Below are 13,212 nucleotides of genomic sequence, written 5' to 3'. Positions count from 1 at the left end.
CCTCCGCAGCCCTCGCTGGAGCAACCGCGCCAGCCGTGAAGATCACCGAGTCCCGGCGGCCATCGGCTCCTCCTCGCTGATCGTGGGGAGCAGCAGCTGTCGCGTCCGGTTCCAGGTTGCGAGTAATCAAGGCGCAGACCAGCGGTTCGCAAGGTGGGCTCGGAGGTCGACAAGTCGAAGTCTCCGGGCCTACCTTGCGGTTTCCTTTGCCGGGTCACCCATTCGAGAATCAGAACGGTCGCTTGCAAGGGCGATGATCACCGCCCTGTAGCACTATGCCCCGTTGGAGCTGATCGGGACATCGACGATGTCCCGTGCCACCACGATCCCGTCCTTGACGATGTAGCACTCAACGACGTGCTCCCCCCGGAAGACGGTTCGCTCGTGCCTCACGCTGGGGCGGTTCGAGGAGATGATCTGGCCGCGGATGTTGTTCCGGCGCTCGGCCTCGTCCCCTCGGTTCAGCACCTTCCACTTCACGTCATACGGCATTGGGACGCTGCATTCGGTGATCTTGAAGTCGAGGCTCTTGTTCGCGAGGAGTGGAGTCCCGTCGCCGAGCATCCTTCGCAGCAGGGTCGGTCGCCAGCCGTTCTGCGTGACCTCGCAGTCGATCGTGACCGAATGACCGATGTCGACGGGGAACGAGTTCTCGATGAATTCCTCCGTGTCCTTGAACGACAGGGCAGACTTGGTGTCTTCGAGCGGAACCGCCTTGCCGAAGACCTCGCGCCACTTTTTGTTCGCAGATGCCTTGCCCTCGTTGGCGATCGCCTCGACGCAGCGGTTGTATGCCTTCTTCGCTTTCGGCTGGAACCGCTTCTTCACCGTCACGCGTTGGTTGCTGCCCAGTGCGAGGTAGTAGTCCTGGTCGGGCTCGTCCGCCAGGAACTTAAAGAAATCCCGGACCATGTAATCGAACCAGAGAGAACTCTTGTCGTCGTACTCGGTGGTGGTCGAGAAGAATCGATGTACCAGCGTGTCGATAAGCAGGCCGCCCATGACCACGCCGTTCGTGTCCTTCCACGCCCGCGCCATCCGAGCGAGGTGGCGCATGTTCTTCGACGTGCGATCGTTGCAGTTCTTGGTCGCCGTGATCTCTTGGCGCGGTTTGGTGACCTTCCAACTCTTGGATTTCGTGTCCGGGTAGTCGAAGCTGCCGTCAGCGTTCTGGAAGGCTGGCTGAACCTCAAACTTGAACTTGTTGCTGGTGAACTGCACTCGCACGACGCACTGGTCGACCCGGATCGTGGTGTTCGGATAACGAGCCTTCAGATCATCCCGGACGCGATTGAGGATCCTCTCCGGCCCAGTCTCGCTGTTGTAGCTCGAGCGAAGGTTGGCCGGGAGGATGTAGATCATGTCGAGATCGGATACCCCACGGATAGCCGTGTGTCGCCCGTAGGAGCCCACCATGAGCCGGTTCAAGGTGGATCCCTCAACCGACCTGAAATCTTTGTTCAGCGCCTTGGTGATCTCATCCCGACGCGCGGCGATGGTGGTGCTGGCGTCGCCAACCTTCAGGTTCTCGAGAAGGGTGTCGAAGATCTCCTGGACCTTCATGCGGCCGCCTCGCTCTTATTGAGCCGGAGTGCCTCCGGCAGGAAGAGGTCGATCTCGCGGGACGTGAACGTCAATTCCTCGTTGTTCTTAAGCCCGTCCTGCGCCTTGCCATATGCCTTGGACGTGGTCCTAGGCGCCTCAGCGTAAGCCGAGCGCGTGGCCTCCTGGAGCTTGTCGCGACGCTCACGGGCATCGGACGCCGATGTCGCACCGGCCATAATGTCGGCGATCAGAGACAGGTACGACTCGCGCACGTTCCAGAGGCGCGAGGCGATGTCGCGGTGCGCCTCAGCCTCCTCGCCCAGCTTGAAGCTCTTTGTCGCGAGGGTCAGCCCCGTGACGATCAGGGCGATGAACGACGTAACGAGACCAGCGATCTGCGGACTCACAAATTTCCCGAGCAACGCGGCGAGGAACGTGCCGGCGCTGGCCGCCGTGAAGACGACAAGCGCAGCCTGCTGGCGGCGATGCCTCCGGAAGCATAGGTCGGCCTGCTTCTCGTGGGTCTTGTGGCTATAGACCACACGACCGAAAACCTCGCGCACCTGGGCCAACAGATGCTCGTCTCGTTCCGTCTCGGCGGCAGGTTTTGTCGCCATCTCTCCCCATTCTCTCCACCAGCTAGGAGGACCCAGGGGCGCTGAGCTGGGCCGGCAAAGATCACACCTTGGCGGAGCAGCTGACGCCAAGGCGTGAGTTCGGGGTATGGTCCTGACACCACATCAAGGAGTTGACCCCGGATGCCGCCGCCCGCGCGCGAGGCGCCCGGGGTCCTTCTGTTTGCAGTGGACATCGTAACTGAACGTGCCGATAACTTGCGTCGATGATCCGGGGCGGTTCGCACAAGTGTTCCGATGCAGCAGGTCACGGCACAGGTAAGTTAATCGAAGATCGTCACGCTCTACGATCGCGTCCGCCGCGCCGGCCACCCGGTAGCGCCATCCGACCTGGGCGCATGCATCAGCTGTCGCGGCGAACGCGGCCGCGTCCCGCGGCTTGATCCGCTCGACCGGCCGGCAGTCCAGAACCAGAGCACCGCCGTCGGCCAGCCGAGCGAAGTAGTCCGGCGCGTGCGACCGGGCCTTGCCCCGCTCATTCGTCCAGAACAGCCAGAACGGCTGCGACGCGACCGCGACCACGGCCGGGTCGAAGTCCAGCAGCATCAGGTGATCGCGTTCCAGCCACGACTCGTAGCCGACATGGCCGCCCATCGTCGCCGACCACCACCGGCCCGGGAAATGCTGTTGCCCCTTGTACTGGGGAAACACCCGCGCCGGCCGGGCCGATTCGAACCGGATCCACCACGCGTCCGCCAGCCCGATCCGCTGCTCGGCGCCGCCCTCGTCCCGGTAGCCGACCTCGAACCCGCTCCCGCCGCCGCTCACCCCACCGGCAACGGGCCGTGAATCGGCTCACCCATCCCCGCCCGCTTCCTCGGCCGAACGTGGCCCGCCGGGCCGCAACCCCAGCAGACCCTCGAGCTCCCGCGCCACCGACTGGCAGCGGCGATAGTCGTTGCGAGGCCATACCGTCGGGCCGTCCTGACGCACCAGCGTCGCCACCAGATGCACGTGATCATCGCCGTGGCGCACTGCCACCCACCGCACCGACGCCCGATCACCGGCCGGCGCCAGCCCGACCCCCTCGACGAACGCGACGGCGATCTGCGCCCACCGCTCGTCCGGCGACAGCGGATCGTCGCCGTGATTGTGGACCGAGCAATGCCAGACCGGCCTGTCCGGTGGATTGTTACCAGCAAGAACAGGCTGTTCCAGCAGGCCCGCCAGCCCGGCCAGCGAGAAGCCACCACCGGTCCGCGGTGGCTGAAGCTCAGCTACTTCGCCGATCGCCGCGGTCTCCCACCCGGCGACCAGACGCGGGTCGTGATGCTCCCCGTTCTCACCCGGGCCGAACAGGTAGCGCAACACCTCGCGGGCACTCGCGCTGCGCGGCCGCACCCGCGGGATCACGCCGAGACCCGTTTCAGCAGGCCGTGCAGCCGATCCGCGACCCCGTCAAGATGCTCGACCGCGTCTCGCAGCAGCCCCTCGGAGCCGCCCGCGACCGCCCGCGCGCCGACGACCAGCGCAGCCCGAGCCGCGAACACCTCCCGCTGCACCCGGGCCAGTTCAGCCCGCGTAGCACCGGCGACACTGCCGTCGGCGTCCGCACGGGCCGCCGCGACCGCCACCTCCCCCGCGTACCCCGTAGGCGTCAAACCCGCTCGCCCGGCGGCCGCAGACACCTCCCGCATCTCCGCGTCCGACAACCGAACGTTCTGGCAGTTCAACCGCCCGGACGGCATCCGCGCCCGATTCCGGGCCACCGGTATCACCACCCCGGGACCCGCCGGGGGATCGACCTTCATGACGTGACATCCTGCCCCTCATCGATGCCGTTCTCCGGCGACCGACCCGGCGCGTACGGGTGAATCGCAACCCGCTCCGGACGGCTCGCAAGATCACTCGCAGACTTTCCCGGACACTCGCAGGATTCGCGCGGAAGCGACAGCAGCGGCTTCACCGTGCCGGAATTGGATGGCAGGGCGGGCGGGAGCAAGTTGTAGTACCGGTCACCGGATGTGCCGACCGGGCGCGGTCGGCACATCCGGCAACCGGCAAGAGCACTGACCCAGCGGGGTCAGTGGAAAGGTAGCGCGGGCGACGCCCGCACGGACGACAGCAGCCACGCCGACACTCCGGCAAGCTTCCGCCTTCGAGGGCAAAGCCATGCATCCCGTCGAGGCAGTTCCGACTGGTTCCGCTTCCGCAGCCGGCAGGGCCGGCAAATTCTTTTCCGGTCGCGGACTCTTGCTTCCGCCGTCAATGGGGGCCGGAACCGGAACCGGAGTCATGCCCAGTCGCTACCCGTAGCGTCTCCGATAACCCCGCCGCCGCACGTTCGAACGCAGGAACGTACGAAGCGGAGGAGACGAGGGTGGACACCCGTACGCGAGCAGCGACCGGCGACACGCCAAGCCCACGTGGTGCCGACCGGCGTCACCAGTTCCCGGGCCGGCGGCAACGGATCAACCTCCGACTCGACGATACCGAGCACGGTGACGTCGTGGCTGCCGCGAGCCGCGCCGGGCTGACTCCGACCGGCTTTTGCGCCGATGCCGCGTTGGCCGCCGCCCGAGGCAATACCGCCCCCGGCAGCCTGATCGCCGGAACCGGCGTCACCCGAGCAGAACTCGCCACCCTGCAGCGGGAACTCTTCGCCGCTCGGACCGCCATAACGCGTACCGGCACCAACCTCAACCAGGCCACTGCCGCACTCAACGCCACCGGCGAGGCGCCCGTTTGGCTCGACCACGCCGTCAGGCGATGCGTGCAGGCGCTCGACAAACTCGACGCCCTCGTGGCCGACATCGACCGGCGGCTGCACTGATCCCCGCCATCCACCCCCGCGGCACGAACGTAGGCGGCCTCCTCCGCTACCTGTTCGGTCCAGGCAAGGCTGAGGAACACATCAACCCCCACCTCGTCGCCGCTTGGTCCGGTCCCAGCCAGCTGCCCTCGCTGGAACCCCCGACCCACGCCTCCGGACGACACGATGTCCGGGCCTTGGCCCGCCTGCTCGAACAGCCCGTGGGTGCCGGTAGGAACCCGCCGCAGAAGTTCGTCTGGCATGCCTCCGTTCGCAACCACATCACCGACCGGATCCTCAGCGACAGCCAGTGGGCGCACATCGCCGCCGAGATCGTCGCCGCCGTCGGCATCGCCCCGCACGGCGACCCGGACGCCGTGCGATGGGTGGCGGTCCGCCACGCCGACGACCACATCCACATCGTGGCGACGCTCGTCCGACAGGACGGCGAAACTGTCTGGGCCTGGAACGAGCGCCTGAAGGCCCAGAGCGCCGCCCGCGACCTTGAACGACGCTACGGCCTATACCAGGTTGGCCCGGTCGACCACACCAGCCACCGCCGGCCCACCGCCGCGGAACAGAACAAGTCACACAGACGGGGACAGCCAGAGATTCCCCGAGACAGACTCCGCCGCGAGGTACGTGCCGCCGCAGCCGCAGCCATCGACGAGAACGATTTCATCGACCGCCTCCAGGCGGCAGGTATCCTCGTACGGCTCCGGCACAGCACGATCAACCCGGATGAGGTCACCGGCTACGCAGTCGGCCTTCCCGATCACCACACCGGCGCCGGCGACACCGTCTGGTACGGCGGCGGCCGGCTCGCCCCAGACCTCACTCTCCCTCGGCTCCGGCGCCGCTGGGGCTCAGGCTCCGGCGCGATACCGCACGGCGACGCGCAACACCCGCCGCGTCCGGGGGTCCAGCGCAGGGCGAACGCGTTCCGCCGGGCAACAGCAGTGGCGGACGAAGGTGCCCGTCATCTGATGGCTGACCGGGCCGGCGACGAGGACGACATCGCATCCCTCGCCGAGTCTGCGGCCGACGTCCTCGCGTCCACCGCGCGGGCGTTCGAGGGCCGCAAGGGTGGGCCCCTCACCGACGCTTCGGAAACCCTGGACCGCGCGGCGCGTGACCCACACCGACGACGTCCCGGCCACCACCTCCATCCGGCAGCTGGTCAACTCCGGTCCATGTCCCGACTCATCTCGGCGGTGGGCCGGCTCACCAGCGACGACGACACGGCCGCGGCTCTCCAACTCGTACTGCGCATGTCGATGATCGCGGACAACCTCGCGACTCTCCGCGAAGCCCAAGATCGGCTGCATCAGGCTCGGGCAGCCCGGCAAGCCGCCGAAAGCCTTCGCAGAATCGCGGCGATTGCCCCTTCCATCTCGGCAGGCGTCCGCCCCGCCGCCGTACCCGCACAAGCATTCCCTGAACGAGGTCAGCCCAAAAGCCGCGTAGTGTGAGTGCCCACCATCCGTCAGCGGGGTGGTGGGCAGTCCCTCGATCCGCCTACTCGATGTCGTAGTCGTACGGATCTTCCGCGTCGTTGCGGCTGGCCGCCTCCCGTGCCCGACGATCAAGCCAACAGGTCTGCCGTCTTGGGAAGCCCAGCTGCGGCGAGGTCGCTATCCAGCCAGGTGGGTTCGTCTCCGTAGGCGGTTGCCCACCAATCGGCCTGTTCGGTGGCCGCATCGTTGAAGGGCACGATGAAGGTTTCGCGTACAAGGTACGGATTGGCGAGTCGTCGGAGGAAGACGCCGGACTCGGACCGCGCGGTGACCGCTTGGGCTTCTGCGTCGTTGCCATCGAAGTTCACCCCGACACCGCTGGACAAAACGACGCCGCGAGCGTTCGCGGGCCAGTCGACCTTGGTACGGATCACCGCGGCGATCGCATCAAGGCGTTCCGTCCGCGCCATCTTGGTCCACTCTGTGAACTGAAAAAGCCCGTCCAGACAGTCCAGCCGCACCCAGGCAGGCAGCGGGCCAGTGAGGCATTCCCAGCAAGGTTGTGGTCACGTTGCGTGTCCGCCCATGGGCGACACGCCGGTTTTGCTTGACCTGCGACCGAAGTAGACGAAGCCCCTGTAAGAAGTGGTCATCTCACTGATCAACTTCAAGATAGGGGCTTCCCGTGACGCCCAGTGTCACATACCGAGCCGTGCTCGATGTCCGCAGGGAGACCGTGATCTTCCTGTCCAGCCTGCTGCACGCCCACCAGTGAACGCTGGGCACCCGGACCAACACCCGGGCGCTGAGTTGCTTCAAGCAGGCCGTCCTGGTGCTGCGTTGGTTCCTCGACGGCACCCGCCTGGCCCAACTCGCCACCGACAACCGCATCGGCCGCTCCACCACCTACCGCTACCTGCACGAGGGCATCGACGTCCTCGCCACCCGCAAGCCCAGCCTGCACACAGCGCTGCTGGCAGCCAAGATGGCCGGGCACACCCACATCAACGTCGACGGCACCCTGCTGACCACCGACCGATGCCACATCCCGGGCCCGACACCCGGGGTCGACCTGTGGAGTCCGGAACCACGGCGGCAACATCCAGGTCGTCTCCACCCCCGACGGATGGCCGATCTGGACCTCCGACGTACGCCCCGGACGCGAACACGACACCACCTGCCTACGCCAACACCCCCAAATGCTGCCCGCCCTGCGCGAATGGACCGGCGACGACCTACCCGCCCTGGCCGACCTGGGCTACGAAGGAGAAGAAGACGTCTTCACCCTGCCGATCAAGAAACCCACCGGCGGCCAACTCACCGACCCCCAACGTCAACACAACTGGCTGCACGCGTACGCCCGAGCCGGCGCCGAACAAGCGAACTCCCTGCTCAAGACCACCTTCAAAGCACTCCGGCGGATCAGCCTCTCACCCAGCACCATCGGCAAGATCGTCGCCGCCGCCCTCGTACTGCTACACACCGAGCACGCCCGGACCACATGATCACAGCCAGCAACGAACCGTTACTGGGAAAGGCTCAGTGATCTGCTCAGCCTTTTTGGCGAGAGTCCGACCCAGCCGGCGCCACCCGTCACGGTATTGGGCCGCGCCTATGAACCTCGGACCAGGCGGAGGCGGGTCCGGGTAGACGGTCACCACGCCGATGTCCCACTGGATCACCTGCACCTGACGAGACTCTGCCGCGATGGAGGCGATGGCATCGATGGCTGACAGCCACGCCTGCGTCTCGGCATCAGTCGAATGATCATCTAATACCACAACACATGTCACATTATGCTTGTGCTCGACTCGTCTGATCGCAGCTTGGAAGCGATCCTCGTAGTCCTCCCATTTCATGTCCACATCTGCTCGGGGCACCGTGACGGTCTCCACCATCCACGGGCTTCCGCCCTCAGGATCGATGAGGAGATCTCCGCTCTTGATTGAGCCAGGAATCGGCGGCTCAAAGCTGAATGACGCTCCCATACTCGATGCCGCGCGGGCGACCTCCAGTTGTAGCCAGGTGTGCCGCCAAGTCGAGGTGTCCATGCCCTTCTTCATGCTGGTCCGGACTTTGGCGAACGTGGGTTCAGCAGCGGCAGCGTTCAGCCATAGTGCCCACGACAGCACCTGGGGAAGCGCGTAGCGGTAGGCGCCGACGGCGAGCAGCTCGAGCGGAAACCAGCCCCCCTTGTCGTACTGGCGACCCGACCAGCTCTCCCCGAGGCGCGCGCGGAACTGGTCAACCGCCCAGCGCGCCGCTGCGGCCCCAGCCTCGGAGAGGCCACCCCTGCCAATCATTCCGTGGATCTGCTGCCAGGTCGGCTCGTCCTCGTCCATCGCCTTCGGAGCGATCAGCGCCATGGGTGGATCGCTGTGTCTTGAAGGTTGAGCCAGGGCAGAGTGCCGCCGTAACAGCTGCCGCTGCGTGACGCCCTGTCCAGGCCGCCACTGTCGCCCACCTCACCCGTTCGGCTTGAGTTCGTCCGCCACGTGCCACGGACTGGGGCTTCGTCCGACGGACGCCAGACGGACAAATGATCAAGGGCGTGCTCTCGATCTTCCGAGAACCCGCCCTTGACCTGCTGCTCTGTGGTGGAGCTGAGGGGATTTGAACCCCTGACCCCCTCGATGCGAACGAGGTGCGCTACCGGTCTGCGCCACAGCCCCTGGATCACTCGCTACCGGAAACCAATAGCGACCGGCGACAAGGCTAACAGGTTCACCGCCCGGGGGGCGAATCGGCTACCCCCGGGCGGGTCAGCGGCGCTCGGACGGGCGGCCCGTCGAGTACTGGCGGCCGCGGAGTCCGCCGGTGCGGCGGTACGAGACGGTGTACCCGCCGGAGGCGGCGGCGGGTAGGTCCCGGTTGTAGGACATGGCGGCGCGGCGGGCGGCCTCGCGTTGGGCGACCAGGCGGCGCTGCTGTTCGCGGCGCTGGGCGGCGCGGCGGGCCTGTTCGCGGCGGACTTCGGCCTGGCGGGCGGCGAGCCAGGCGGCCTCGCGGGCTTCGACGCGGCGGCGGCGCTGGTCCTGGATGGCGAGGTTGCGCAGGTGGACGACGTAGACGGCGAGCAGGGGGCCGGTGACGGTGACGCTGATCCAGAATCCGGGGCTGACGAACGCGACCCCGACAAGTTCCGCGACGTTGAGCAGGAGCAGCGCGGCGAAGACGCGGCGGCGGCGGACGACGGCGGGGGTGTGGCGGCGGCGGGGGCGGATGGCTGGCCGGGGCTGGCGGGCCACCGCCAGGCCGCGGCGGCCGGCGGGCGAGTCGCGGCGGCCGGCGGCCGGGTCGCGGCGGGCTACGGTCAGCGGGGCTGCGGGTGGGGCGGAGACCGGGGCGGCGGCGCGGAGGGTGACGCGGCGGCGGGGCGGGTTGATCGGGCGGTGTCCGGGCACGGTGCGGCGACGGCGGTCGCGCTGCAGCACCCGCGCCGTCGACTGCGTCCGCTCCGCCACCAGGCGCTCGGTGGCGTCGTACCGGCGGACCAGCGCCGGCGCGAGGACGAGCAGCCCGGCGGCGGTGAGGACGGCGAGGAGCACCGAGGCCGGCACCCTCACCCCTCCCGTCACCCGTCTCGGCAACCGTGGTTGCCCCCAGTTGAAGTTATTTGAGGTTAAGGGCGTGACGGTGGTATCAGGGCGCAACTCGCCCGGCTCGGCGCGCCGCGAAGATCAAATACGCGACAATAGGGCCGGCGACCGCACGCGTCGCCCCATCTCAGCCCCGCTTCGAGGCCAATCCTGGACTTATCAAAGGCCGTAATACTGGCTGGTCCTGGCGCAATGCCGCATCCGCAAGACCGGTGTAACGAGCGGTGCCGCACCAGGCGGCGGGTACGGCGTGACCTACCGGGAGGAGGCGCGCAGGCGCTTCCAACGGGCCAGGAGACCGCCGTCGGTGGCCACGTCCTCGGCGGTCAGACCGTAGCCGATGTGGTCCCGCCAGGCGCCGTCGATGTGCAGGTACCGGGGGTGGTACGCCTCCTCGCGGAAGCCGAGTTTCTCCACCACCCGGCGGGACGGCGCGTTTTCGGGCCGGATGTTGACCTCGATGCGGTGCAGGCCGCCGGCGGTGAAGGCGTGGTCGACCGCCAGGGCGAGGGCGGTGGGCATGATGCCCCGGCCGGCGACCCGGGAGTCGATCCAGTAGCCGGCGTACGCGGAGCAGAACGCGCGCCGGACGATGTTGCTGATGTTGAGGTGGCCGACCAGGCGTTCGCCGGCCGGCTCGCACAGGCAGATCGCGAACGGCATGCCGGTGCCGGTGCGGCCGGCCTTGCGGGCGTCGCGGTAGACGTAGCGGAAGGCGACCGGCGAGTTCAGTTCGGTCCACGAGCCGGGCGGGGTGGACTCCCACGGGGCCAGCCACTGCCGGTTGACGCGACGGACCTCGGACCAGGCGGCGGCGTCGCGGCGGCGGTACGGGCGCAGCAGCACGTCGCCCTCGACGAGCATCACCGGCCAGCCGGAGCCGCGCGCCGGGTTCATCGCCGCCGATCCAGCAGCAGGACGTCGACCGTGGAGCCGGCCGCGGCGGTGGTCACCCGCTCGCCGAGGACCAGCAGTCCGTTCGCCTCGGCCAGGCCGGAGAGCGTGTACGGGCCGCCGGCCAGGGGCTGGACCGTGTAGCCGCCGCCGCGCCGCTCGGCCACGTGCGCGGGGCGGAACTCGCGCACGCCGGACGGCGACGAGACGGTCTCCAGCAGATGGGCGCGGACGCCGGGGCGGAACACCGGCTCGGCGCCGGCCAGGACCTGGATCGCGGGGCGGGCGAGCACCTCGAAGCCGATCAGTGCGGCACCGGGTTCGCCGGGCAGGCACACGATCGGTACCTCCTCCCCGCCCACGGTCCCGAAGCCGAGTACCGCGCAAGGGTAGAGCGAGACCTCGGTGAACGCCACCGATCCGGCCCGGCCGCCGTCCCGGCGGGACAGGATGCGGCGGACCATGTCGCCCGGGCCCTGCCCGGTACCGCCGGTGATGATGATCAGGTCGGCGCGGGCGACCTGATCATCGAGCAGGGCGCGCAGGCCCTCCGGGTCGTCGTCGCAGATGCCGACCCGGTAGGCGTGCGCACCGGCCTCGGCCGCGGCCGCGGTCAGCGCGTGCGAGTTCACGTCGACGACCTGCCCCGGCTGGCTGACCCGGCCGACGTCGACCAGTTCGTCGCCGGTCGCGACGACCACCACCCGCGGGTTGGAGCGGACCACCACATGGCCGACGCCGGTCGCGGCGAGCACCGCGATCAGCGCCGGCGTGATGGTGGTGCCCGGCCGGGCCAGCGTGGCACCGGCGGTCAGTTCGTCACCGGCGCGGCGGATCCCGTACCCGCGCTTGGGCGCCTGGAACACCTCGACGGCGGCCATGCCCTGGTCGGTCCAGTCCACCGGGACGATCACGTCGGCGGTGGCCGGCAGGGGTGCGCCGGCCGCCACCGAGAAGCACGTGCCGGGGGTGAGCCGCACCGGCCGCCAACTCGCCGCACCCAGGTCGCCGACCACATTGAGCCGGACCCGGCTGCCGGGGGTGCCCGGGTTGGCGCCGCGGCCGGGCAGGCCGGCGGTCGCGATGTCGTCCCAGCGGGCGGCGTAGCCGTCCACGGCGGCCAGGTCGAAGGCCGGGTACGGGTTGGGGGCCAGCACCGGCTCGGCCAGCACGTGGCCGTACGCCTGGGTGAGGTCGAGGTCGAGCGGCGGCAGGGCGCGCAGCCGGCGCAGCACGCCGCCGAGGTACTCGGCGAGCGGCACGCGCGAGGCGCCCTCACCCACCGGCCTCGCCGCCGCACCGCCCGCCCGCGGGCCCGCCGTCGCTGTCATCCGCTGCGACCGCCGAAGCCGCCGACGAACTCGCCCAGCCACTGCCGGAACTCGGGGCCCAGGTCGTCCCGCTGGCAGGCGAGCTGGACCACGGCCTGGAGGTACCCGAGTGGCATGCCGGTGTCGTAGCGCAGGCCGCGGTAGATGATGCCGTGCGCGGGTACTCCCTCGTCCAGCAGCAGCCCCATCGCGTCGGTCAGCTGGATCTCGTTGCCGGAGCCGGGCTTGGTGCGCCGGATCGCGTCGAAGATCTTCCCGGGGAGCACGTACCGGCCGACCACGGCGAGGTTGCTCGGCGCCTGGTCGGCCTTGGGCTTCTCCACCAGGCCGGTCACCTTGACCACCTCGGCGCCCTCGACCAGGCCCGCCTCGGCCGGCTCGACCGAGGCGATCCCGTACCGCTTGGTCTCCTCCGGCTTGACCTCGATGAAGGCCAGCACGATGCCGCCGGTCTTGGCCTGCAGGTCCAGCATGGCCGGAAGCAGCGGGGCGGTCTCGTCCATGAACTCGTCGCCCAGCAGTACCGCGAACGATTCGCCGCCGACGTGTGATTCGGCGTACGAGACGGCGTGGCCGAGGCCGAGCGGCTCGCCCTGCCGGCAGGTGTAGATCTCGGCCAGCTCGCTCGGGCGGCGCACGGCGGCCAGCCGCTCGGTGTCACCCTTCTCCTCCAGCCGCGACTCGAGGTAGGGCTGCCGGTCGAAGTGGTCCACCATGGAGGTCTTGCCCCGGCCGGTGATGAGCAGCACATCGGAGATCCCGGCGGCGGCGGCCTCCTCCACGATGTACTGCAGCACGGGCCGGTCCACGACCGGTAGCAACTCCTTGGGCACGGCCTTGGTGGCCGGCAGGAAGCGGGTGGCCAGGCCGGCGGCGGGGATGACAGCCTTCACCGCCCGCCGGCCGGTGTTGGCGTGGTTGGCGTCCTCATCCAGGGTCACGGCGACAGCGCTCTCCGACATTCCCCGACACTATCGGCCGCGAGTCTGGCGTGGCGGG

13 protein-coding genes, 1 tRNA gene and 1 pseudogene are annotated in these 13,212 nt (G+C 68.7%); 3 read left to right on the top strand and 12 right to left on the bottom strand.

From position 1 onward, the window contains the following. Positions 1–273: 273 nt before the first annotated feature. The 5 genes from KJS59_RS22375 to KJS59_RS31355 form a co-directional block, all read right to left on the bottom strand. Positions 274–1,563, bottom strand: coding sequence for a nucleotide-binding domain-containing protein (locus KJS59_RS22375; protein WP_213454915.1), 1,290 nt, complete (start codon positions 1,561–1,563; stop codon positions 274–276). After that, positions 1,560–2,162 carry an SLATT domain-containing protein gene (locus tag KJS59_RS22370; RefSeq protein ID WP_213454914.1) on the bottom strand — a complete coding sequence of 201 codons (603 nt, stop codon included), beginning with the start codon at positions 2,160–2,162 and terminating at the stop codon, positions 1,560–1,562. The genes KJS59_RS22375 and KJS59_RS22370 overlap by 4 nt, the downstream gene beginning before the upstream one ends. A gap of 123 nt (positions 2,163–2,285) precedes the next feature. Next, positions 2,286–2,948, bottom strand: coding sequence for a TnsA-like heteromeric transposase endonuclease subunit (locus tag KJS59_RS22365; RefSeq protein WP_249714708.1), 663 nt, complete (start codon positions 2,946–2,948; stop codon positions 2,286–2,288). Positions 2,949–2,975: 27 nt separating this feature from the next. Next, on the bottom strand, positions 2,976–3,533 hold the full coding sequence (locus tag KJS59_RS22360) for a relaxase/mobilization nuclease domain-containing protein (RefSeq protein WP_213454913.1): 558 nt from the start codon (positions 3,531–3,533) through the stop codon (positions 2,976–2,978). Further along, on the bottom strand, positions 3,530–3,754 hold the full coding sequence (locus KJS59_RS31355) for a hypothetical protein (protein ID WP_249714707.1): 225 nt from the start codon (positions 3,752–3,754) through the stop codon (positions 3,530–3,532). The genes KJS59_RS22360 and KJS59_RS31355 overlap by 4 nt, the downstream gene beginning before the upstream one ends. 746 nt (positions 3,755–4,500) lie before the next feature. Between KJS59_RS31355 and KJS59_RS22350 the strand changes: the two genes are divergently transcribed. Then, complete coding sequence (locus tag KJS59_RS22350; RefSeq protein WP_213454912.1) at positions 4,501–4,953, top strand: hypothetical protein; 453 nt, start codon at positions 4,501–4,503, stop codon at positions 4,951–4,953. Positions 4,954–5,129: 176 nt separating this feature from the next. Further along, positions 5,130–6,404 carry a relaxase/mobilization nuclease domain-containing protein gene (locus KJS59_RS22345; RefSeq protein WP_249714705.1) on the top strand — a complete coding sequence of 425 codons (1,275 nt, stop codon included), beginning with the start codon at positions 5,130–5,132 and terminating at the stop codon, positions 6,402–6,404. Positions 6,405–6,517: 113 nt separating this feature from the next. Here the strand turns inward: KJS59_RS22345 and KJS59_RS22340 are convergent, their stop codons facing one another. Continuing rightward, complete coding sequence (locus tag KJS59_RS22340) at positions 6,518–6,859, bottom strand: hypothetical protein (protein WP_213454911.1); 342 nt, start codon at positions 6,857–6,859, stop codon at positions 6,518–6,520. Positions 6,860–7,101: 242 nt separating this feature from the next. On the opposite strand from KJS59_RS22340, the pseudogene KJS59_RS22335 reads away from it, so the two are divergent. Further along, positions 7,102–7,894 (top strand): annotated as a pseudogene (locus KJS59_RS22335) (transposase family protein). Here the strand turns inward: KJS59_RS22335 and KJS59_RS22330 are convergent. The 6 genes from KJS59_RS22330 to KJS59_RS22305 form a co-directional block, all read right to left on the bottom strand. Beyond that, complete coding sequence (locus tag KJS59_RS22330; protein WP_213454910.1) at positions 7,895–8,755, bottom strand: hypothetical protein; 861 nt, start codon at positions 8,753–8,755, stop codon at positions 7,895–7,897. A gap of 229 nt (positions 8,756–8,984) precedes the next feature. Continuing rightward, a tRNA-Ala gene (locus KJS59_RS22325) sits at positions 8,985–9,061 on the bottom strand. Positions 9,062–9,151: 90 nt separating this feature from the next. Then, on the bottom strand, positions 9,152–9,955 hold the full coding sequence (gene sepX, locus KJS59_RS22320; protein WP_213454926.1) for a divisome protein SepX/GlpR: 804 nt from the start codon (positions 9,953–9,955) through the stop codon (positions 9,152–9,154). A gap of 288 nt (positions 9,956–10,243) precedes the next feature. Continuing rightward, the gene (locus KJS59_RS22315) at positions 10,244–10,885 is read right to left on the bottom strand and encodes a GNAT family N-acetyltransferase (RefSeq protein WP_249714703.1); all 642 of its coding nucleotides are present in this window, start codon (positions 10,883–10,885) and stop codon (positions 10,244–10,246) included. Beyond that, positions 10,882–12,213, bottom strand: coding sequence for a molybdopterin molybdotransferase MoeA (locus tag KJS59_RS22310; RefSeq protein ID WP_213454909.1), 1,332 nt, complete (start codon positions 12,211–12,213; stop codon positions 10,882–10,884). Before KJS59_RS22310 ends, KJS59_RS22315 begins: the two co-directional genes overlap by 4 nt. Beyond that, positions 12,210–13,175 (bottom strand): UTP--glucose-1-phosphate uridylyltransferase, encoded by a 966-nt coding sequence (locus KJS59_RS22305; protein ID WP_213454908.1) that lies wholly within the window; start codon positions 13,173–13,175, stop codon positions 12,210–12,212. The genes KJS59_RS22310 and KJS59_RS22305 overlap by 4 nt, the downstream gene beginning before the upstream one ends. Positions 13,176–13,212 lie beyond the last annotated feature (37 nt).

The organism is Rhizomonospora bruguierae (genome assembly GCF_018397995.1).
Taxonomy (GTDB): Bacteria; Actinomycetota; Actinomycetes; order Mycobacteriales; family Micromonosporaceae; genus Rhizomonospora; species Rhizomonospora bruguierae.
The sequence above is the reverse complement of the archived record's forward strand: the minus strand, read 5'-3'. Positions and strand labels throughout refer to the sequence as shown.